Source organism: Salegentibacter profundi, assembly GCF_054121475.1.
In genome coordinates this window covers 96,075-118,730 of the sequence record NZ_JBSYGG010000004.1, presented here as the reverse complement: position 1 = coordinate 118,730, position 22,656 = coordinate 96,075, and the positions used below count along the sequence as shown (strand labels likewise).

General features: G+C 43.5%; 21 protein-coding genes. 11 read left to right on the top strand and 10 right to left on the bottom strand.

Annotated features, from left to right (window positions below; genetic code table 11):
- The 9 genes from ACW6NC_RS07300 to ACW6NC_RS07260 all read left to right on the top strand — a co-directional run bounded on the left by ACW6NC_RS07300 (nt 1) and on the right by ACW6NC_RS07260 (nt 6,578).
- Nucleotides 1-342: an Hpt domain-containing protein gene (locus tag ACW6NC_RS07300; protein WP_457864815.1), complete on the top strand. Its 342-nt coding sequence runs from the start codon at nt 1-3 to the stop codon at nt 340-342.
- The gene (locus ACW6NC_RS07295) at nt 339-1,595 is read left to right on the top strand and encodes a competence/damage-inducible protein A (RefSeq protein ID WP_457864813.1); all 1,257 of its coding nucleotides are present in this window, start codon (nt 339-341) and stop codon (nt 1,593-1,595) included. The genes ACW6NC_RS07300 and ACW6NC_RS07295 overlap by 4 nt, the downstream gene beginning before the upstream one ends.
- Nucleotides 1,596-1,860: 265 nt before the next feature.
- Nucleotides 1,861-2,100: a 50S ribosomal protein L28 gene (gene rpmB / locus ACW6NC_RS07290; RefSeq protein ID WP_081211512.1), complete on the top strand. Its 240-nt coding sequence runs from the start codon at nt 1,861-1,863 to the stop codon at nt 2,098-2,100.
- A 24-nt stretch (nt 2,101-2,124) separates the two neighbouring features.
- The gene (gene rpmG, locus ACW6NC_RS07285) at nt 2,125-2,307 is read left to right on the top strand and encodes a 50S ribosomal protein L33 (RefSeq protein WP_081211513.1); all 183 of its coding nucleotides are present in this window, start codon (nt 2,125-2,127) and stop codon (nt 2,305-2,307) included.
- 8 nt (nt 2,308-2,315) lie between these two features.
- Entirely contained in the window at nt 2,316-2,468 is a 153-nt protein-coding gene (locus ACW6NC_RS07280; protein ID WP_081211514.1) for a DUF4295 domain-containing protein, read from the top strand.
- A 216-nt stretch (nt 2,469-2,684) separates the two neighbouring features.
- A complete protein-coding gene (gene ftsY / locus ACW6NC_RS07275; protein ID WP_457864811.1) occupies nt 2,685-3,638 on the top strand; it encodes a signal recognition particle-docking protein FtsY in 954 nt (317 codons plus the stop codon).
- Between the two features lie 11 nt (nt 3,639-3,649).
- Nucleotides 3,650-5,281 (top strand): amidase family protein, encoded by a 1,632-nt coding sequence (locus tag ACW6NC_RS07270; protein ID WP_457864809.1) that lies wholly within the window; start codon nt 3,650-3,652, stop codon nt 5,279-5,281.
- Entirely contained in the window at nt 5,281-5,559 is a 279-nt protein-coding gene (locus ACW6NC_RS07265) for a hypothetical protein (RefSeq protein ID WP_457864807.1), read from the top strand. The genes ACW6NC_RS07270 and ACW6NC_RS07265 overlap by 1 nt, the downstream gene beginning before the upstream one ends.
- Before the next feature lie 158 nt (nt 5,560-5,717).
- Nucleotides 5,718-6,578 carry an aminotransferase class IV gene (locus ACW6NC_RS07260; RefSeq protein ID WP_457864805.1) on the top strand — a complete coding sequence of 287 codons (861 nt, stop codon included), beginning with the start codon at nt 5,718-5,720 and terminating at the stop codon, nt 6,576-6,578.
- Nucleotides 6,579-6,586: 8 nt separating this feature from the next.
- On the opposite strand, the gene ACW6NC_RS07255 is transcribed toward ACW6NC_RS07260, so the two are convergent.
- Nucleotides 6,587-7,717 carry a DmpA family aminopeptidase gene (locus tag ACW6NC_RS07255; RefSeq protein WP_457864803.1) on the bottom strand — a complete coding sequence of 377 codons (1,131 nt, stop codon included), beginning with the start codon at nt 7,715-7,717 and terminating at the stop codon, nt 6,587-6,589.
- Nucleotides 7,718-7,858: 141 nt separating this feature from the next.
- On the opposite strand from ACW6NC_RS07255, the gene rimO reads away from it, so the two are divergent.
- The gene (gene rimO / locus ACW6NC_RS07250) at nt 7,859-9,211 is read left to right on the top strand and encodes a 30S ribosomal protein S12 methylthiotransferase RimO (RefSeq protein WP_457864801.1); all 1,353 of its coding nucleotides are present in this window, start codon (nt 7,859-7,861) and stop codon (nt 9,209-9,211) included.
- 115 nt (nt 9,212-9,326) lie between these two features.
- Here rimO and ACW6NC_RS07245 read toward each other — a convergent pair whose 3' ends face one another.
- From ACW6NC_RS07245 to ACW6NC_RS07205, 9 genes are all read right to left on the bottom strand, one after another.
- On the bottom strand, nt 9,327-10,385 hold the full coding sequence (locus ACW6NC_RS07245) for a class I fructose-bisphosphate aldolase (RefSeq protein ID WP_457864799.1): 1,059 nt from the start codon (nt 10,383-10,385) through the stop codon (nt 9,327-9,329).
- A 29-nt stretch (nt 10,386-10,414) separates the two neighbouring features.
- Nucleotides 10,415-11,716 (bottom strand): erythromycin esterase family protein, encoded by a 1,302-nt coding sequence (locus tag ACW6NC_RS07240; RefSeq protein WP_457864797.1) that lies wholly within the window; start codon nt 11,714-11,716, stop codon nt 10,415-10,417.
- Nucleotides 11,717-11,839: 123 nt separating this feature from the next.
- Entirely contained in the window at nt 11,840-12,538 is a 699-nt protein-coding gene (locus ACW6NC_RS07235) for a TVP38/TMEM64 family protein (protein WP_457864796.1), read from the bottom strand.
- A gap of 64 nt (nt 12,539-12,602) precedes the next feature.
- Entirely contained in the window at nt 12,603-13,271 is a 669-nt protein-coding gene (locus ACW6NC_RS07230) for a TIGR02117 family protein (protein WP_457864794.1), read from the bottom strand.
- A gap of 108 nt (nt 13,272-13,379) precedes the next feature.
- Nucleotides 13,380-14,057 (bottom strand): TVP38/TMEM64 family protein, encoded by a 678-nt coding sequence (locus tag ACW6NC_RS07225; protein ID WP_457864792.1) that lies wholly within the window; start codon nt 14,055-14,057, stop codon nt 13,380-13,382.
- Between the two features lie 11 nt (nt 14,058-14,068).
- Nucleotides 14,069-14,503, bottom strand: coding sequence for a hypothetical protein (locus ACW6NC_RS07220; protein WP_457864790.1), 435 nt, complete (start codon nt 14,501-14,503; stop codon nt 14,069-14,071).
- A 44-nt stretch (nt 14,504-14,547) separates the two neighbouring features.
- Complete coding sequence (locus ACW6NC_RS07215) at nt 14,548-15,510, bottom strand: calcium/sodium antiporter (RefSeq protein ID WP_457864788.1); 963 nt, start codon at nt 15,508-15,510, stop codon at nt 14,548-14,550.
- Complete coding sequence (locus ACW6NC_RS07210) at nt 15,507-18,332, bottom strand: M16 family metallopeptidase (protein ID WP_457864785.1); 2,826 nt, start codon at nt 18,330-18,332, stop codon at nt 15,507-15,509. The genes ACW6NC_RS07215 and ACW6NC_RS07210 overlap by 4 nt, the downstream gene beginning before the upstream one ends.
- 140 nt (nt 18,333-18,472) lie before the next feature.
- Nucleotides 18,473-20,929 (bottom strand): M14 metallopeptidase family protein, encoded by a 2,457-nt coding sequence (locus ACW6NC_RS07205; protein ID WP_457864783.1) that lies wholly within the window; start codon nt 20,927-20,929, stop codon nt 18,473-18,475.
- A 116-nt stretch (nt 20,930-21,045) separates the two neighbouring features.
- Here ACW6NC_RS07205 and bshC point away from each other — a divergent pair, with 116 nt between their 5' ends.
- On the top strand, nt 21,046-22,656 hold the full coding sequence (gene bshC / locus ACW6NC_RS07200) for a bacillithiol biosynthesis cysteine-adding enzyme BshC (protein WP_457864781.1): 1,611 nt from the start codon (nt 21,046-21,048) through the stop codon (nt 22,654-22,656).

The window sequence follows — 22,656 nt, the reverse complement described above, 5'->3', positions numbered from 1 at the left end:
ATGAGCAGTTATAATTTAGAAGGTGTAGAAGAAATGGCTGGAGGAGATAAGGAATTCATGAAAGTTGTGGTGCAGACTTTTTTGGAGGAAATCCCTCCTGATGTAGAGGCGATGAATGAAGCTATTTCCAATAATAATCCTACCCTGGCATACCAGTATGCTCACAAGATGAAACCCAACCTGCAATTATTCGGCCTTGAGCTTTTAAATGAAGTTAAGGTTATAGAGAGCTGGGCTAAAGCCGGGAAGAAAAAGGATGAAGTGCCGCAGGCGGCAGCCAAGATTACCAGAAAAGTCAATGTGGCAGGGATCGCCCTTAAAAGAGATTTTGAACTCGAATGAAAGCGGAGATAATCACTATTGGTGACGAGATTTTAATAGGCCAGATTATAGATACCAATTCAGCTTTTCTTGCCTCAGCCTTAAATAAGATTGGAATTTCTGTACATCAGATCTCCAGTATCGAAGATGAGCGTTCTCATATTCTTACCGCCTTAAAGGAAGCTTCCCAAAGAGCGGAAATAGTGCTCATTACAGGAGGGCTTGGACCCACCAGGGATGATGTGACCAAATCCAGCCTTTGCGCTTATTTTGAAGACGAGCTTACTGAAAATAAAGAGGTGTTGCAGCATATTGAGCAGCTCTTTGAAAAATACATAGAGACGCCAATTTCTGAGCTGAACCGCAGACAGGCCCTGGTGCCTTCAAAGGCCGAAGTACTTTTTAATAAATACGGTACCGCACCGGGGATGTTATTCCGGAAGGATGGGGTGATGTATATTTCTTTACCAGGGGTACCCTTTGAGATGAAGGAACTGGTGAAAAATGAAGTATTGCCAAGGCTACAGCAAGAATTTAAACGTCCTATCATACTGCATAAAACTGCAATTACTTATGGTCTTGGCGAAAGCGCTATTGCCGAAAAGATAGCAGATTGGGAAGATCAGTTACCACAAAACATTAAATGTGCCTACCTTCCTAATTTTGGAAAGGTTAGAATAAGGCTTACCGCCATCGGGGATAATGAACAGCAGCTTCAGAACTCTATAGCCGGCCTGCTTACGGACCTGCATCAGTTGATCGGGGATATTATAGTGGGTTATGAAGATGATGAGCCGGTGGAGATTCAAATAGGCCGCTTGCTTTCCACTGCAAAACAAAGCATAGCCACTGCAGAAAGCTGTACCGGCGGCCGCATCGCCAATTTGCTGGCTACCCCGCCTGGAGCTTCAGTCTATTTCAAAGGGAGTGTAGTGAGTTATGCTACCCAAATCAAGGAAGAGCTTTTGGAGATTCCGTCAGAATTAATAGAGAAGCATAGCGTGGTTTCTGCCGAGGTAGCCGAGGCTATGGCCAGGAATGTCCGATCCATTTTAAAGACGGATTTTGCGATTTCTACCACCGGTAATGCAGGTCCGGGGAAAGGAGACAGCAATGCTGAAATCGGGACAGTGTATATAGGAATTGCGACGCCCGAGCGGGTGTATTCCAAAAAATTTATCTTTGGAAATCACCGGGAAAAGGTAATAGGGAAAACCGTGCATAAAAGCCTGGAGCTTATTCTAAATGAAATTCTTAAATTTGCAAATACATAATTTTTATTTCCCCTTTTACCTGGTAATTAGCCCTTTTGGAAGTAAAAAGACTATGGTCTCCTGGTTAGCCAAGCGCTTAGATCTTGTAAATTAAGCAGGTAGCATTTCGATCGATGACTTAAAAACAAAGGGACGGAGCAGGCAAAAGCTCCGGTGAAATAAAAAATAAAACACATAAAATATTTTTAAAAAATGAGTTGGCGATTAGGTAAAAAAATCGTTAATTTGCAGCCTGTTTTGAAATAACAAGTTAAAGAATAGAACAATGTCAAGAGTTTGTGAACTTACGGGAAAAAAGGCGATGGTAGGAAACAATGTTTCTCACGCGATGAATAAAACCAAGCGTAAATTTAACGCCAATCTGGTTAAAAAACGTTTTTTCATTCCTGAAGAGGACAGATGGGTAACTTTAAAGGTTTCTACTTCTGCACTTAAAGATATTAATAAAAAAGGCATCTCTGCTGTAATGAAAGAGGCAAGGGAAAAAGGCTTTTTTAAGAAATAATCCCGGGCATAAAAACATAGAATAATGGCAAAGAAAGGCAACAGAGTACAGGTAATTTTAGAGTGTACAGAGCATAAGGAGTCTGGGCAACCAGGAACTTCAAGATACATCACTACCAAGAATAAAAAGAATACACCGGATAGAATGGAGTTGAAGAAATTCAATCCTATTCTTAAGAAAATGACGGTTCACAAAGAGATAAAATAATTTGAGTCATGGCAAAGAAATCAGTAGCATCTATACAAACAGGGTCTAAAAGATTGACCAAAGCGATTAAAATGGTTAAATCTCCAAAAACCGGTGCCTATACCTTTGTAGAAGCAATTATGGCTCCGGAAGACGTGAACGACTTTTTGAAGAAAAAGTAATTTAGTACTTTAGGTACAAGACATTATAAAAAGCCGTCTGGATAAACTCCGGGCGGCTTTCTTAATTTAAAGCCTTAGTGGGAGCAAATCCGTGCCGGCAGAGCGTTCTTATTTTCTATAAGCCCGGGCTGTGGTATGCCATCCCATTTATGTATATTTACACTTATTATTATTGAATTTCCTTCCCAGAAATTCCCTTTTTAAACCAAACCAAAAATGAGCTTATTCAAAAAAATATTTTCAAAGGATAAGAAAGAAAACCTTGACAAAGGTCTGGAAAAAACCAAAACCAGCTTCTTTGATAAAATGAGCAAGGCGGTAGCCGGTAAATCCAAAGTTGATGATGAGGTCTTAGATGATCTGGAGGACGTGCTGGTAAGCAGTGATGTGGGTGTGGCCACTACCATAAAAATAATTAACCGCATAGAAGAAAGGGTCGCCCGGGATAAATACCTGGGAACCGAGGAACTCAATCGAATTCTCCGCGAAGAAATCGCCGCGCTTATGGCTGAATCCGAATCAGGAGAAGCTGCTAATATTCAACTGCCCGATGTTAAACCTTATGTGATTATGGTGGTAGGGGTAAACGGGGTAGGAAAAACGACCACCATCGGGAAACTGGCACATCAGTTTAAAAGCGCTGGAAAAAAGGTGGTTCTTGGAGCTGCCGATACTTTTCGGGCTGCAGCCATAGACCAGTTACAGATCTGGGCCGATCGCACTGATGTTCCTATTATCAAACAAAAAATGGGAAGCGATCCTGCTTCTGTAGCCTTCGATACTGTGCAAAGCGCAGTAAAACAAGATGCCGACGTAGTGCTTATCGATACCGCTGGTCGCTTGCACAATAAGGTGAACCTTATGAATGAGCTCACGAAAGTAAAACGCGTGATGCAAAAGGTCATCCCGGATGCCCCTCATGAAGTACTCCTTGTGTTGGATGGTTCCACAGGCCAGAATGCCTTCGAACAGGCTAAACAGTTCACGGCCGCTACCGAGGTAACCTCTCTTGCGGTAACCAAACTTGACGGTACGGCAAAAGGGGGTGTGGTCATCGGTATCAGTGACCAGTTTAAGATTCCTGTAAAATACATTGGGGTGGGAGAAGGTGTTGAAGATCTTCAGGTATTCAATAAATACGAATTTGTAGACTCTTTCTTTAAACAATAAAAATTGCTTTTATGAACAAACTTATCCTCCTGTCTTGTCTTGCGCTATTTATTTCCTGTGGAGATAAAGAGGCTGATAAAGAAGTCCAGGGGAATGCCAGGGACAGCGTTACTCAACCGGAAGAAATGGAGTATAAGGTCCTGGATTCGGAATTTATTGTCCTGGATTCTTTATGGGCACCTTTTGAGCAGGATCTCCAGGCTTTTGCAGAAGACCGTTATGTAGCTTTGAGAGAGGGGCTCCTGGAAGCCGATATCCCGGAAATCCAGGAACAGATAAGGAACGGGGAACTCAGCTACGAGGAACTAGTCTTGTTTTACCTTTATCGCATCAAAAGATATGATAGGGAGAATGCGCTTTCCCTAAACTCAGTTATTTCTCTGAATAAAGATATTCTACAACAAGCCCGGGAAAAGGATAAGTTGCTCAAAGAGGGCGGCGAACATCATCCTATCTTTGGAATACCAGTGCTTTTAAAAGACAATATCAATGCAAAGATGGCCTCCACCACAGCAGGGTCGGTTGCCCTTCGGGATAATCAAACCGAGGATGCTTATATTGTGAAGCAGCTCAAAAATAACGGCGCCCTTATCCTGGGTAAAGCCAACTTAAGTGAGTGGGCCTATTTCTTTTGCGGGGAGTGTCCCAGCGGATATTCCGCCATTGGGGGACAAACCCTTAACCCTTACGGGAGAAAGATCTTTGATACCGGTGGTTCCAGCTCTGGAAGTGCTGTAGCCGTGGCCGCAAATTTAGCTCCTGTAGCTGTAGGATCTGAAACCTCAGGTTCTATTTTATCCCCGTCGAGCCAGAACGCTTTGGTGGGGCTTAAACCTACCATAGGACTGCTAAGCAGGGGAGGAATTGTTCCGATTTCAGGAACCCTGGACACCCCGGGGCCTATCACCAAATCAGTGGTAGATAATGCAATCTTGTTATCGGCAATGGCCGGCAAGGATGAGGATGATCCAGCCTCTGAAGATTTTTCTGATCCTGTTCAGGATTACTATACTCCTTTGGAAAAGGCAAGTATAGACGGGAAACGATTTGGAGCTATAAAAGGCCTTATGGAAGATTCGCTTTACGTTCAGGCCCTGGAAGATCTTAGAAAAGCAGGGGCAGAGGTGGTAGAATTTGAAGCTCAGGATGTTCAGCTTCCAAATTTTGTGAGGCTTTTGAACCTGGATATGAAGAAGGACCTTCCGGAATATTTTGAAAAATACGGTGGAAATACCGGTTTTTCTTCAGTGGAGGACCTGGTAAAATTTAATATAGAAGATTCGAGCTTAAGAATGCCTTACGGTCAGGCTTTGTTTGAAGGAATCTTGCAGGATTCCGCTTCAAGGGAGGATTTTGCTGCCATTAAAGACACCCTAAACCGAAACGGAAAGCAATTCTTTGATGTACCTATGAAAGAACATGACCTGGACGCAGTGCTTTCCATTAATAATTATCACGCTGGTTTCGCAGCGGTAGCCAAATATCCGGCTATTACTGTACCAATGGGCTTTACCGGGGAGGGAGCTCCAAAAGGACTCACTATTGTGACTATCCCCAATGGGGAGCAGGATCTGCTTAATTGGGCCCGGGTTTATGAAGAACAATCAAAAAGACGTAAAGCTCCTGAAAATTATACCGACTAATGCGCAGTAATTATCTTTCCCTCATCTCTAAGATCATTTTCTTTTACAGCATCTTTTATGTAGTGATGAAAATCATTGCCGCCCTGGGGGGAAATGCTCCTTATGCCAATCTCATCCTGGCCTTGCCATATCTTGTTTTTGCAGTTATTGGCTGGCGAATGGTGAAAAAAAGCAGCTACCACTGGGCTTATGTGATCGCAGGAGTGGTCCTTATCAGCCTGGTGAGGTATTTTGAACAGGACTGGATGATCGCTATTGAAAGTTATTTTGGTGCTTGACCCTCACAATTAATGTCTGGAGTCTTTCCATGGCTACACAAGGATTCCCAGTTCCATTATTCATGGCCAGGAAGGAGCCAAGAGGAAAAAATATTGGTTTTTTAGTTCATTTCCATGGTATTTTCCGATTTTTACCTCACCCATTAAAAACTTTTTCTGTGAAACCTAAAAAATCCTATCCCAATGAAGTGTATCTCAACGGTAGCTGGCTTAGTCCTGATAAGGCTCAGGTCTCTGTCTTTGACCGGGGTTTTATGCTTGGCGATGGAATCTATGAGGTGAGCCCGTTCTATAAGGGTAAAGGCTTTAAACTCAGGGAACACCTGCAACGGCTGCAATATTGCCTGGATCAGATTAGCCTGGAGTTCGATGCTTTTAGCCTGGAGAAGATAATCTATAAAGCTATAACCCGGGCCGAACTTTCCACACAGGATTGTGCGGTATATATGCAGGTCACCCGGGGGGTAGCTCCCAGAACCCATTATTATCCGGAGAAAGCCAGACCGACAGTTTTGTTGTATGCCTTCCCGGTAACCCTGGAGGGTTTCGATAAAAAAAGCTGGAAGGTAAGTGTGACCAAAGACCGTCGATGGCATCGTTGTGATATCAAATCCATTTCCCTGCTGGCCAATGTTATGGCCAATGAAGAAGCGATCACCACAGGTTTCGATGAGACCTTGCTAATACGAAATGGTTGGTTTACCGAAGGCTCCCATACCAGTATTTTCTTTGTGAAACAAGGCAGTCTTTTTACCCACCCTAAGGGACCGGACATCCTTTCAGGAGTTACCCGGGATGTAGTGCTGGATCTTGCCCAGGACCTTGGACTGAAGGTGAAAGAAGCTAAAGTACACCTGGATGAACTGGTAGAGGTAGAGGAGGTTTTTGTAACTGGTACGACCACCCAGATCATGAAAGTACATTCAATCTTCTATAAGGACAAGGAGGTCTTTACCACTAAAAAAGAGGATATAACCCGGAAGTTACAACAGGTTTTTATAGAGCGGACCAGGCCTTAAAGATCAAATTAATCCTTTATCACCCTATATTCCCTTAATACCGGTAAAACCTTCTCCATTGGAATAGCCTGAATACTGCCTCGATGGCCTTTGGTGCTTTGGGCCATAAAAAGAGAATTTAAAATAGCCTCTTCCGTAGCTTCGATAGCGGCCATAAACAATGGGGACATCAAATCGTTAGGGACTACTTCCATACTTTGGGTGTCGTTTTCCACCTTATAAGGAACCCGTACTTTTTCAGAGGTGGAAAAAGCGATCACATAATCACCACTGCCATTGGAGACAATTCCCCCGGTTTTGGCTATGCCCAGGAAAGCACGTTTTGCAAGGCGTTCCAGGTTGCGGCTTCCCAATGGGGCATCAGTGGCCACCACGATCATGCATGAGCCATCCGTATTGCTCATCAGCTTATCACTAAAACTGAATTTCTGTAGTGTTTTTCCCACAGGCGCTCCTGCGATCTGCAGGACCCCGCCAAAATTACTTTGTACCAACACACCCAAAGTGTATCCGCCCATGCTTTCCGGGAGTTTTCGGGAGGCCGTTCCGATTCCGCCTTTCAGGCCAAAGGCTACGGTCCCCGTTCCGGCCCCCAGACTGCCTTCTTCGGTATTGGTAGTGGTAGCCTTTTCTATGGCGTAGCGTACATCCTCGGTACGAATATGCTGGCCTCGTATATCGTTGAGAAATCCGTCGTTGGTTTCTCCCACCACCGCATTGACCGAACGGATATTTTCATTGCCCTGCTGCTCCAGGCTGTATTGTATAACCGCATCCATTGCAGTGCCCACATTAAGGGTATTGGTAAGGATCACCGGAGTTTCAAGGTTACCAAGTTCCTGCACCTGGCTGCTGCCGGCAAGTTTTCCAAAGCCATTCCCGATATAGATCGCTGCCGGGACTTTTTGCTGAAAAATATTTCCTCCGTGGGGCAGGATAGCGGTCACCCCGGTACGCACCGAATCTCCTTTAATCAAACTCTTATGACCGACTTTGACGCCTTTGACATCTGTGATGGCATTTAAGGCACCGGTGGGCAGCACCCCAATCTCAATACCCAGCTCGCGCAGGCGCTGTTGAGAAAATATATGCTGGCTGATGAAAAGGAGTAAAAACAGGGCAACCAAAGGCTTTTTCATGACTTCATATTTTAAGTTTTGAAGATACCAAATTCCGTTCATTTATGGTGAATGCCTCCATTTTTACGAATCAGGTGGAAGTTCTCATTTTAGATCGTATCTTTGCACCCGCTTTGAGCAAGGCAGGAAAAACAGAATTCTATGAGGACCAAGACGATTAAAAAGAACAGGATCAATGTGGTAACCCTGGGCTGTAGTAAGAACGTTTACGATAGCGAGGTGTTAATGGGACAGTTACGGGCCAATAAAAAAGATGTGGTTCACCAGCAGGATGGGAATATCGTGGTCATCAACACCTGTGGCTTTATTGATAATGCCAAGGAAGAATCGGTAAATACCATCCTGGAATATGTAAAACAAAAGGAAGAAGGGGAGGTTGATAAAGTTTTTGTGACGGGATGCCTTAGTGAGCGCTATAAACCCGATCTTCAAAAAGAGATTCCCGATGTGGACCAGTATTTTGGGACTACTGAACTTCCTGGTTTGCTTAAAGCACTGGAAGCAGATTATAAACATGAGCTTTTGGGCGAACGCCTTACCACAACCCCAAGGAACTATGCTTACCTTAAAATCGCTGAAGGTTGTGACAGGCCTTGTTCATTCTGCGCCATTCCCCTTATGCGAGGCGGCCATAAATCCACGCCCATTGAAGACCTGGTGAAAGAGGCTAAAAACCTGGCAAAAAATGGGGTGAAGGAACTTATCCTTATCGCGCAGGACCTTACCTATTATGGCCTTGATCTGTATAAAAAACGAAATTTAGCCGAATTATTGGAAAACCTGGTAAAGGTAGAAGGGATCGAGTGGATCAGGTTGCATTATGCTTTTCCTACCGGCTTTCCTATGGATGTGCTGGAGGTGATAAAACGCGAACCCAAGGTATGTAATTACCTGGATATTCCTTTGCAGCATATTTCTACAGATTTACTGAAATCCATGCGTCGCGGAACCACACATGAAAAGACCACAAACCTGTTGAAGGATTTCAGAAGGATCGTGCCGGAGATGGCTATCAGGACTACGCTAATTGTGGGATATCCCGGAGAAACAGAGGCTCATTTTCAGGAACTCAAGCAATGGGTTAAGGAGATGCGTTTTGAGCGATTGGGCTGTTTTACCTATTCACACGAAGAAAACACCCATGCTTATAACCTCCAGGACGATGTGCCTCAGGAGATAAAACAGCAGCGAGCCAATGAGATTATGGAAATTCAAAGCCAGATCTCCTGGGAATTGAACCAGCAGAAAATAGGGCAGACCTTTAAGGTGGTAATTGACCGAAAGGAAGGAAACTACTTTATAGGTCGTACCGAATTCGACTCTCCTGATGTGGATAATGAGGTGCTGATTGACGCCACTTCCATCTATTTAAAGACCGGCGAATTCTACCAGGTTAAGATCAATGATGCCGCAGATTTTGATCTCTACGGGGAACCGGTCAATGTGGAAGCTAAAATACCTGGCAGAAGGGAAATCAAAGTCAGATCGGTTTAACAAGTCCGAAAATATAATTTAAAGGAAAAGCCTGCATCTGATGGAGCAGGCTCTTAGGATTAGAGCAGTTTGGTTTATATTCACTGCTGCTTGCTGGACTCGCCCATGAGAGTTATCAGGCAATGGTTACCTGGGGTTCCAGGTATACATCCTGTACTCTTCTTAAGATATCTACCCCTTCAGCCATGGGACGTTGGAAGGCTTTTCGGCCCATAATAAGACCTGATCCCCCCGCGCGTTTATTGACAATGGCCGTGCGTACTGCTTCCTTGATATCTGATTCACCCTTGGAACCCCCCCCGGAATTAATCAATCCGATCTTGCCCATATAACAATTGGCCACCTGGAGCCTGCAGCGATCTATCGGATGGTCTGTGGTGAGCTCTTCATACATCGCCTCATCATATTTTCCAAAATCGATGTTTTTAAAGCCCCGATCGGTCTCCGGTAACTTTTGTTTGATAATATCAGCCTTAATGGTTACCCCGAGATGATTAGCCTGGCCGGTAAGATCGGCAGCGGTATGGAAATCCTCTTTTTTTGTTTTGAATGCATTGTTTCTGGTGTAGCACCAAAGAATGGTGGCCATTCCCAGCTGATGCGCCTGCTCAAAAGCCGCGGCGATTTCCTGAATTTGCCTATTGCTTTCTTCGGAACCGAAATAAATGGTAGCCCCCACGGCAGTAGCTCCGAGGTTCCAGGCTTCCTTTACCGTTCCATAGGAGATCTGGTCATATTTATTGGGATAGGTCAGTAGTTCATTATGATTTAATTTCACCACAAAAGGAATTTTATGGGCATACTTTCGGGCATGTAATCCCAGGGCCCCAAATGTTGTGGCTACCCCGTTGCAACCTGCTTCCATGGCTAGTTTTATGATGTTTTCTGGATCGAAATAATCCTGGTTCTTGTAAAAGGAAAAAGCTGCAGAATGTTCAATCCCCTGATCGATGGGGAGAATATTCAAGTAACCCGTTCCTGCCAGGTTGCCGTGATTGTATAACTGAGAAAGGCTTTTGAGAACCTGGGGATTTCGGTCACTTTCTATAAAATTCTCAATGGTTCTGGGTCCGGGAACGGTGAGCCGGTCTTTGGAAATTTTTTTACTCACGTGTTCCAGATAGTAGGAGGCCTCCTGGCCCAGGATTTCTGTGATTTCATCTAAAGTTCTCATAGTATTTTATTTTTTTAATTGAAAATTCTTTAAATCCCAAAGGGATATGTTTCAGGAGTTAGTTCAGGATTGGGATGCAACTTTAAAGGATGCAGGGCCCTAGTTCTGTCGATAAATAAAAAAGCATCATAGCGGTCAGAAAGCCGGGAAGGCACATAGTTCCCCCTTTCATGATCGGGATGATAAACCACTCCTATCGCCCGGTGCCCCATTTCTTGTGTGAATTGTTCCTTTAAAGATTGATCTTCATCGAAAATAATAAGCTTATTCTGGGGACTTTCCTGGTGCAGAAGGAATTCCACGCTTCCCCGGATGGCCTTAGGAACCTTCATACGCTCCATGGGTGCACCCCATCTTTTTCCGGCTATTACTGATCCTTTATACGATCCAAATCCTACCAGGCACACCTGGTCTTCCCGGTATCGTTCTCTTACCAGTTGCCCCAGGTTGATCAGACCATCGGCAGCCATATCAGTTGCCCGGGCATCTCCGATATGGGTGTTGTGTTCCCATACGATAACCTTGGCATCTTTACCATGATGTTTCATAAGCCGGTCCAGGGTTTCGGCCATATGCCTATCCCGGATATTCCAGGAATCCTCCCCAAAGCCTGCCATGGCTTTATAATATTTTTCAGCATTAGCCATGACAAGAGCATTCAACTCTGCATTTAATCCCGCTTCTTCCTGCCGGTCATAACTGTGGGCTTTTTTTCTGACTTCTTTCAAAAGGTCCACTACTTCTCTTTTGCAGTCCGAATGGGAAGAGGAGAAGACCGAGGCATAAGAATCCCTGGCTTTAAAAGGTTCAAAGCACTGCACGGCCTCACGGGCCAGCCTGGCTGTTTCCGGATCCTCTTTTTCCAGATAACCCATAATGGCCTCCATGGATTCCCACAGGCTATACACATCCAGGCCATAGAAGCCTGTTTTTTCTTTTAAGGCCAGGCCCTCATTATGGTCCCGTAACCAGGTGGCAAAAGCAGCGACCTCCCAGTTAGCCCACATCCATGTGGGCCAGCGTCGGAATTGCCTCAGCACCTCTAAGATATCCCTCGGGGATTGCTCATAGTTTTTAATCCAGGAATTAATATGATAACAATCGGGCCAGTCACCCTCCACCGCGATAAAGGAAAAGCCTTTCTCTTTAATCAATCTTTTGGATAATCGTGCGCGCCATGTATAGTATTCATGGGTGCCATGACTGGCCTCGCCCAGCAGGACGTATTTGGAGTCCCCGATCCTGTCCATTAAAGGATCGAGATCCTGGGAATTTTCGAGACGGTGATAAAATTTATCCATCCTGGGGCTTACCTCTTTTTCTGACCACATAGTACCAGGGTTTAGATTCATAGCTTTAAGGTAAGTATTTCAATACAAACCTTTATTCCAGGTGGTTATAAAAAAAATATAAAATACGTTAAGATAGAGGCCAGACTTAATTTGGCCCGAAAGTCAGACTTTTTTACTTCTTCTTTTGGTATAATCGATATAGATGTAGATGACATAGGCGATCAGTCCGAGCCCTCCTACCCAGTATAGTCCACTTTTCAGCTCGGAAATGTCATCAGAAAAAATTCCTATAGCGATGGACAGGGGGACCATTCCAGTGAGGGTCGCAAGCATGAATTTTTTGAACTTCATCTGAAGCATACCTGCAATAAAACTTATAGCATCATTGGAAAGAAAAGGTGAGATTCGAAAAAGGACCACCGATCCGAAAGAATAATTGGTGATCCAGAAATCCATTTTTTCCATCCTCTTTTTTCCGATGACTTTGGTAAGAAAAGCTCCTTTGAAGCTTTTGCCGATATAATAACCTATGCAGGAAGCCAGAACCACTCCTGTGAGGGCGATGAGAATCCCCCACCAAAATCCATAGGCTCTCACCGCTATGATAATAGGAAGCCAGGAAGGGAAAACAATTAGGAACATCTGCAAAATGATAAATACTATTATGGCCAATGGTCCCCAGATTCCAAAATCTTTGAAATATTCTTTGGTATACTCTTCATTACCATTGATCAGGATATTTACAGTAGTGTCTATGAACTGTCCAAACGAGGGTAGGGCAAAATAGGCTAATACAGACACCCCCAGAATGCTTCCGGAAATTATAAAGGAGGTATGTTTAGCTTTTATAATCTTTTTCACGCGCTACAGGTCCTATATAAAATTACAAAATATCGCCACTGATAAACACTGAAATTTACGAGCTTTATCTATAAGTATAAAGGATTCCTTCTGTAAAAGGCGTCCATAGACAAGCCTTTAATCCCGATGCCTTCAGGGCATTATTTGACCAGGTGTTACAGGTTTTAAAAAGACTCAGCGAACCCCTGGCCTTATAGAATGCATCTCGTGAGCTATAATGCAACCCGTTAATTAGGTGCACCTTTCCTTTTCTGTCAGTCTCAAAGCTTTTTTCGAGAAATTCGGTGAGCTTGAGGTATTGATTGCGGCTTATCTTTAAGCTGATCGTTTTTTCGGAAGAAGGAGGATTTTTCAAAAATTCCAGGTGCAGGGCTGCAGGAGTCTTTAAAAACAAAGCCCGAAAACCGGTCTTTAAGCTCAGGTCCTTCCATTGGGGGGTATTGCGGTAAAACTCAAGGTCACCCCAACCAAAAGCGATAAATCTTGTTTCGGGGGCATCCGAGAGGCTATGTCCGAGTGAAATATTATCCTGCCAGTCCTTTAATTCATGATGTAAGGGAACCACGATATCGGTGTGTAGCCTTGAGGTCTGGAGATAGATGGTAACCCCGTTTTCTGAGGGCTGAAAATCCGAATTTACCGGAATAAGCATTCCTGTAATGGCAGCAAAGAGATAGATCACTGGCGGAAGAAGGATCAGCAAAACAACTATTTTCAGGGCAGCTTTCATCATTAATAAGGTAGGTTAAATTTCCAAACTGGGAAAGCAATATATCCTTCTTACCTACAACAACATTCTTTATGCTGGCAACAGCGCCAGGATCATAAACGAGCTTATCATTTACTTTTTGCCTTGTTTTCGCCGGTCGATATAGATATAGAGTCCGTATAGCACAAATCCAGCACCACCTATCCAGTAGAGACCATTTTTCAAAGTGTCAGGATCTTCGGCAAAGTAACCTATGGAAATAGCAAGGGGAGTGATCCCGGTAAGGGTTGCCAGGATGAACTTTCGATATCCCATGGTGAGCATACCAGCGATAATACTTATGGCATCGTTGGAAAGAAAAGGAGAAACCCTAAATAGGGCTATCGCCCAGAAACCATAATCCTCCACCATGTCATTTACTTTCCTATTTTTATCTTTTCCAAGGATTTTAGCCAAATTGCCTTCCCCCAATAGTTTTCCTATGGCGTAACCCAGGCTGGAGGCTAAAAAGACCCCAACTATGGAAATAAGTACCCCGCCGATAAAACCATAAGCCAGTACCGCCACGATCATCGGTAACCAACTGGGGAAAATGACCAAGAAGATCTGGAGAATCATTAAAATGACTATGGCTGCAGGTCCCCAAAAACCAAATCCTTTAAAGTGATCTCGGATCCTTTCTTCATCCTTGCTTAATAGGATGTCCCAGGTTTGGTTGATAAAATCTCCAAATGGAGGATAGGTAAAGTAGGCGATGATAAGCCCCAGGATAATAGCTGCAGTTACAAAGTAAGATATCTTTTTGGTCAAACTAACTTTTTTTATTGAGGGATTTTGGAAATTAGTCTGAACTGAGGTTTTCCTTCTTTTGAAAGTCGGTACTGATAAATGGCCTGTCCGTTAATATGTCCGTCTTCAAATTCAGCCCAGATAAACCGATCATTAAGAATTTCAGTATTGACAAAATGCATTTTGCCTCCAAGGACACCTGCTTCCGGAATTAGTTCAGGATTACTTTTTAAAGCATCCTTGACAAAGGTTTCAGGATTGGAAATGGTATCAAAAGCTTTTGAAAAAACTTTCGGGTTGCGATTTTTCAACACCAATAATTCTTTTTGTAAAGAATCATTTTGAACCCTTAGGACATCGACCTGGGCACGTAGCTCATCGAGCTTCAACTGGGTCTTTTGTTCCTGGGCTTCATTGTTACAAGCCTGTAACAGGGCCATACCAATAATGAGTAATAGCTTTTTCATCAGTATAAAATTAAACTGAATTTTATTCTCTTTCGTTAAAATTCTTATAATTCCCGAGCCACCAGGTAAATGGTATAGGCTAAATAAAATACAAACAAGACACCGGCCTCCCACCGGTCTAACATTTTTCGTTTACCGGTAAACATGGCCAGCATCAGAAAAAGTGTCCCTCCTGCAAGAATGTAGAGATCGGTATTAAAGGAAAGGTTATAACTGGCGGGACTAATCAAAGAAGCCGTGCCCAGGATAAGCAGGAAATTAAAAATATTTGAACCGATGATATTTCCCACGGCGATATCAGCATTTTTCTTTATTGCCGCCACCATAGAAGTAGCCAGTTCAGGTAGGGAAGTTCCGGCAGCAATAACGGTAAGACCGATAACTTTTTCACTAATTCCTAAGTTTTCTGCTATCTCAATGGCATTGTTTACCACCAGTTGTCCCCCAAGGACCAACCCAGCCAGACCCCCGATGATAAACAGACTCATCTTGAGATTCGATAACTTTTTCTCAGGACTAGTTCCTATGCTTTTTTCTAAGGTAAGTTGTTTATAGACGTAATATAAAAAACCCAAAAACCCGAAAAGTAAAATAATACCTTCCCACCTCCCCAGGATATTTTCAGCACCGGATAGCAGTGCCCCGTCATTGACCATCATGAACAAAATTATAACGGCAACCAATGAAATGGGAATCTCTTTCCACGCAGTACTGGATTGTACTGCCAGGGGGGTGATAAGTCCTGTGAGCCCCAGAATAATGAACAGGTTAAAGTTATTACTGCCTATGACATTCCCAAAAACGATATCCTGGTGCCCTTCCATGGAGGCAATACTGTTGACCACCAATTCCGGGGCCGAAGTTCCGAAGGCAACTATGGTCAGTCCTATGGCCAGATCAGAGACTTTAAATTTCCTGGCCAGGGCAGAGGCTCCTTCCACCAGGTAATTTGCACCGAAAATGAGCACCAATAATCCTAAGACCAGTAAAATTGACGGTAATATCATTGTTGGGCCTTTTTATTTAATAATACAACTTCTCCCAGGCCAAGGGCTTCCAGCTTTTCTAACTGGGTTTGGGCATCACCTACGATTAAAAAGTACATTTTTTCCGGATTGATATATTTTTCCGCCAGTTCCTGGATTTCAAGTACTGAGATATTGTTGACCAGTTCTTCCCTTTGTTGGATATAATTTTCATCCAGCTTATAGTTGCTGATTTCGCTTAGCATTCCTAGTTTGGAATCTAAGGTCTCAAATTTTCTGGCCGCGCTTTTGATCATAAAACCCTTAGTGATTTCCAGGTCCTGCTGATCATAATTCAGCGGATAATTTTCCAGAATTTCCTTGATGAGTTTAACGGCATCGAAGGTGATATTGGTTCTAACCCCACTGCTGATCATGAAAGGACCGGTATTTTTTTCGCCGTAGAATCCCGAACGGATATTATAGGTGTAGCCTTTTCCTTCCCGAAGCTGCTGAGTGAGCTGTGAGGCAAAACCACCACCCCCAAGCCTGTAATTCATCACCTGGGCCGGGTAAAAATCCTCATCGGTTGCAGATAGGGCCGGGGCTCCAAATCGCAATACCGATTGTTTGGCACCGGGGACATCATAGAAGTAGATCTTAGCCTCTTCCGGTCTTTGAGTCTTTGGAAGCTCAGGTATTCTAACCTGCTGAGGTGGCCAGTTGGCCGAAATACTTTTTACGGCTTCCAGGGCTTCTTCTTTTTTTATGTCTCCTACAATATGAAATGTAGACACAACAGGAGATAAATGTTGCCGGTAATAATTTTTGAGGTCCTGAAGGCTGATCTTTTCGAGGCTCTGATCCGTTCCGATCACCGGGTTGGATAAAATATGATCTTCGCCATAGATGAGTTTTTTAAATTCCCGGTTGGCAATGGCGTTAGGGTTAGCATCCTGTTGTTTAATCTGGCTCAGGGCCTGTTGTTTTACCAGGTTAAACTCCGCTTGATCCCAGCGGGGTTCCAGAAGGATTTCCTCCACCAGTTGCATGGTTTCCGAAAAATTTCTTGCCAGGGTACTCCCGCTAAGGCTTATCTTTTCTTCTCCTGCTCTTACCCGAATGTCGGCTCCCAGTAGTTCTATGGCTTCCTCCAGTTCCTCTGGGTTCTTGTTTTTAGTCCCCTTAGTCATTAAATTAGCCAGAAGGTTCGAAACCCCTGTTTTTTCATGCTCTTCAAGCATTAATCCACCAGTAATTTCCAGGCTGAATTTAACAAGGGGCACTTCCGAATTGGTTATCCCCAGGATCTCCAGCCCTGATGGCATCCTGCTTTTCCATATTTCCGGGACATTTAACTCCGGAGCAGCACTGTATGGAGGTTCCAAACTTCTATTAAAACTCGAGGGGGTCTTTTCGTAGGTAGTCTCTGCATTTGGATCGACCATAATCTCCGGGTCCTCCTTTATTTCTTCCTCGGTGATATCTGCCATAGTGGCCCCTTCCAGAGCCAGGTCTTTCTGGTTTTTAGGAATAAAAGAGGTAGCTACATAATTTTTATTGTAGAGATACTTCTCAAATACCCTTTGAACATCATCAGTGGTGACGGCCAGGATTTTTTCGACATCTCTGTTAATGTAATTGGGATCGTTAGCGAAAATCTGGTATTGTGCCAATTGGAAACCTTTGCCCAGGACACTCGAGAGACTGTTGTAAAACCTGGTTTCCTGTCCTGCCTTGATGCGTTTTAGATCTTTTTCTGAGATACCGTTTTTTGCGAATTCAGTAAAAGTTTCTTCTATGGCCTGGTGGACAGAATCCAGATCCTTGCCTTGGTAGGCTCTTACCTGGAGCATTATTTGTCCGGCAAGTTCTGAGGTGTAATTAAACATTTGTACCTGGTCGGTTAGTTGCTTTTCTTCCACCAGCGTTTTATACAGGGGAGCATTTTTTCCCCGGGACAGGTAATCGGCCAAGACCTCCAGGGCATAAGAATCTTCATGATAGGAATAAACCCCAGGCCATGCTATGGTAAGCTCGGGTAAGTGTGCAAAATTGTCCTCATAATACAGGCTTTTGATTTCTTTGAGCTTAACAGGTTGCTTCTCCTGTCTTTCGATCTCTTCCCCGGCGGGAATCTCATCGAAATACTTATGAACCCATTCCTTGGCCTGCTGGGTATCGAAATCACCAGCTATAGTTAAGGTCACATTATTGGGAACATACCATTTATTGTAAAACTCTTTTACATCTTCAAGGGTAGCGTTTTGCAAGTCTTCAAGGGAACCGATGACCTGCCAGTTATAGGGATGATCTTCTGGGTATAAATTCTTATCGATCACAGCAAAGGTGTGCCCGTAAGGACTGTTGTCTACTCTTTGGCGTTTCTCGTTTTTTACGACCTCTTTTTCCTTGGCCAATACAGGTTCGGTCACGGTATTAATAAAGAATCCAAGTTTATCGGCCTCCGCCCAGATCATTTTCTCCAAGGCGTCATTAGGAACGGTTTGAAAATAGTTTGTTCGGTCCCGGCTAGTGGAACCGTTGGCTCCAGAGCCCCCGATACGAGCACTCATCTTATCAAGTCCCCCTTTCCCAAGGTTTTCAGACTCCAGAAATAAAAGATGTTCAAAAAGATGTGCAAATCCGGTGCGACCTTCTTTTTCCCTGGCCGAGCCAACGTGAGCTGTTAAGGCTACCGCCACCACAGGATCTGATTTATCCACATGGAAAATGACATTAAGCCCGTTTTCCAGGGTGAAAGTTTGAAAATCTACGTTGAAATCCGGGCCTTTATCCTGAGTAAAAGACTTACCGGAAATAAATAAGAAAGAAGTAAGAAATAGCAGTCTTAGGAATTTCATAGTGTATGCTGTTTGAGCTTACCAAAATTAAGGTTTATTTTTCTATCCAAAATAGAAATTTTGTGTGGTGGCCTTAGAAGAAAAAATAAAAAACCCGGAAGGAGCCGGGTTAAAATACACTTTTTTAAAAAACAAACTCATCACTTGAGTTCACTATTGTTCACAAAGAAAATGGAGTTCACAAAAAAGAGTTTGCCATTTTGCCAGAAACCTCTGAAAAGAGGATTATCCACCATATAAACAATACTTCCTTTTCCCAGGCGTTCTTCTCCGAATATCAACGAATTCTCAAGATTTTTGACGGCCTGGCTGCCGGCAAAACCGGCAATGATCTCCGGTTCTTCCAGATAACCTACATTGTACCCTTCGTTTAATATTGAAAAACTCCGATTACTGAGTTTCAGGCTGAAATAGGTATCGCCATACCCAAAGGCCATGGGATGGGTTTTATCTATTTCGGTCTTGAGGATACTCCCGGTGATGAGATCTTTAGCGCTTTCGCGTTCCCGTTGAGCGTATGGAATGAGATTCGGAGACACGGTATCCTTTGGGCTTATGTTTTCTTTCAGGCTCAGGGATTTGTTGCCGGCAAAATCGCTTACGGCCCTGCCAATGGCGATTACTTTTCCTCCGCCTTGGATCCAGGATAGCAGGTTTTCCAGTTCACCATTGTTAAGGATATCCTGGTAATTCCCTTCCGGCATCACCAGCACATCAAACTGGGCCAGGTTTACCCCTGAGAAATAATCGGTTCCGATGGAGGTGATCGGATACTGCAGTTCCTGCTCGAAGAAATACCAAATTTCACCGTAATTAAGTGAGGAGGTTCCCTTACCTTGTAAAACGGCAATTTTAGGAGCATTGATGATCTTGATCCCTGGAGAACCGAAATCAGGTCCGCTTGTGGCAAAACTGGTTTCAGCAGCAAGCAGTTCTCTTTGGTGTTCATTGGCCAGCCTGATAAGCTTATTATCAAAATCTTCCTGTTTTCTGTTGTCACTTCTGGTGATCAAAAGACTTCCCCTGTCAAACTTTTTTCCACCATTCTCAAATGGTTTCTCACTGAACCTCACCTTTATATCTTCTTTAAGTAAAGCTGCTAGAAACTGTGCATCCTGCATGGAATTCCATTTGGTGATATAACCTGCAGCAGCGGGTGATGGGGTGTTTTTGGTCTCAGGGCTATCAGGGTAAGGATGAGAGGATACCTCTCTTTGACTGGCAACAGCCTCCAGGCCATAGGCGTAAGGAAGGCTCCAGGCGGTTATATCATAGGTTAACGAATCCACCAGTGTGGTTGAAGGTTCAAATAAAACGTCCACCATCTTTCCTTTTAGCTGGTTAGTCTTTACTACCAGGCTGTTTTGATCAGCAATAAAGTTTTCGGATTTAGCCTTCCCATAGACAAAACCAGGGATGCGATCTGCATTTGGTTGACCGTACTGGATCTGGTGCTTATCCAGAAGGTCTTTTAAAGCTTCGATTTTATCCGCATTTCCTTTTAATACATAGGATTTGGTTTTGAGCTGGCTGTTGTCAAAAAAGTTTCTAAATTCCCTATTAAGTCGTTTGGCATTTTTGGAGGCGATCTCAACGGTAGACAACCCGGTGGTGTGATGATGGGCTACCCTGTCTTTTAAGGTTAGCTTGTAACCCTCATCGGTGCGAACTCCAAGGCCTACATGGCCGGCCTGTTCATAGGTCATCCCTATAGCTCCCATATAAGTGGGGTAGGTATCCCCATAACTTGGATATAGAAGGTCAAAACGCTCCTTGGTAAAATATAACCAAGCGTTTTGATCAAAATACTGGGCATGGTTTTTACCGATCTCGGTCTGAAATTCACGCTGAAACGGCGTGATTATTTCATGAAAGGGCTTGGCAGCGGGTGCGAAGTAATAGGGTTCGTTCATTCCCTGCTCATGGAAATCGACGTGGATATGAGGTAACCATTGATTATAAACCTTTAACCTTTCCCGGGTTTCAATTTGGGTAGCCCAGGCCCAGTCACGGTTTAAATCAAAAAGATAATGGTTGGGCCTTCCCCCCGGCCATGGCTCGTTATGTTCAATGGCAGCCTGAGAAGTATTGTATGGTGTTGCCTTGACCTGGTTATACCAGTTGACATAGCGATCCCGACCATCGGGATTTACCGTGGGGTCTATGATGACCACCGTGTTCTCCAGGTAATCACTTTTTTCTGTGATCAATGCGTAGAGGGTTTTCATGGAAGCTTCTGTACTGGAGGCTTCATTGCCGTGCACATTATAGCTAAGCCAAACAATGGCTATTTCTGCCTGGCCAACCCCTTGGGTATTGGCCAGGTGGCTGGTCCTTATCTGTTCGAGGTTTCTGATGTTTTCCTCAGAGGAAACAATAGCATAGGTAAGGGGCCTGCGTTCATAGGTCTGCCCGTAATTGTGATAGCTTACCCTTGGAGAATTTTCAGCGACATGTTCAAAATATTTCACCACATCGTGATGATTGCTGAATGCTGTGCCGAGCTGATATCCGAGGAAATCCTCAGGACTTTGTAGTTGGGCAAAACCCTGTAAGACGAAAAATAGCAGAAGGAAAGGAAGTAGAATTGTTTTCATTTATTAATTTTGAGGATTACAAACCGTAGTAAAGATCGTATTTGAAGCCAAATTAACTAAAAAACTGGCAAAAAAATACCTAATCTGGGTATCTTTACATCACCAAAGAATTGCTAATGCCAACCGAGTGTATCCCGTATAAAGAAACAAATTATTTTTCTGATCTTATTTTAGATTACCTGGCCCAGAAGGAAAGCCTCAGGCCATTTTATAACAGGTTTCCTGAAATTGAAAATTTTAAAGCCCAAATCGAAGAGAAGGCTTCATTTTCAGTTGAAAACAGGGAGATCCTGGTGCAAAGCCTGAAAAAGCAGTACGCCAATACCACAATTTCATCGGCTACAGCCGGCAATATCGACTTATTGGCTCAAAGAACTACCTTCACAGTGGTCACAGGACACCAGTTGAATCTATTTACGGGTCCCCTCTATTTTTTATATAAGATCGTTTCTACGATTAACCTCACAAAAAGTTTAAAGGAAAAATATCCGGAGTATGATTTTGTCCCCGTTTACTGGATGGCTACCGAAGATCATGATTTTGAAGAGATCGCTTTTTTCAACCTTCACGGGAAAAAATTCAAGTGGGCGAAACCTGAAGAAAGCGCAGGAAGGGATGCCGTAGGAAATCTTGCTACCACCGGCCTGGATGAAGTCTATCGGCTTTTTTCAGCAGAAATTGGTGGGGGAACTAATGCCGAGTTCCTCAAAAACTTATTCCAAACGGCCTATCTGCAGCACGAAAACCTTACGGAGGCTACAAGATATATTGCCAATGAGCTATTCAAGGAACAGGGGCTGGTGATTCTGGATGGACAGCATAAGGAATTAAAGGAACTTTTTATTCCATATGCTCAAAGAGAACTTACCGAGAAACTTGCTTTCAAAACTACCGTTCCTGCTACGGAAAAGCTGGATGAGCTGGATTATAATGTCCAGGTAAACCCCAGAGAAATCAACCTTTTTTACCTTCATAACCAATACCGGGAACGGATTATCGAGAAGGAAGGCCGGTATTTTGTCCATGAAACTGAAATAACGTGGACCAAAGAAGAGATCCTAAAGGAATTGAAGCAGCATCCGGAACGCTTTAGTCCTAATGTAATGCTTAGACCGCTTTATCAGGAAGTGATCCTTCCCAATCTTTGTTATATAGGTGGTGGGGGAGAACTGGCTTACTGGCTGGAGTTAAAGGATTATTTTGATGCGGAAAAAGTTTGCTTTCCTGTCCTTTTGCTGCGAAATTCCGCCTTGATCCAAAATGAAAAGATCAATGAAAAACGAGAAAAGCTAAATATATCGGTTCGGGAACTATTTTTAAAACCGCACGAACTTATCAACAGAAAAGTAAGACAGATCTCCAATATAGATATCGATTTTTCTCCCCAGAAAGCACATTTAGTAAAACAATTTAAGGATCTATATGAACTTGCTGAGCAGACTGATAAATCCTTCCTCGGCGCGGTGAAAGCCCAGGAGGTAAAACAGCTAAAAGGGCTTGATCATTTGGAAAAACGGCTTCTCAAAGCTCAGAAACGCAAGCTGGAAGATCATGTGCACCGCATTGCAGAATTACAGAATGATTTGTTTCCAAATGAAAGCCTGCAGGAAAGGCAAACCAATTTCTCTGAACTCTATGTGCAATATGGAGAAGAACTGATTTTAACCTTATTAAAAGAACTAAACCCTTTAGAGGCTGAATTTAAAATATTGACTTTTGGAAAATAA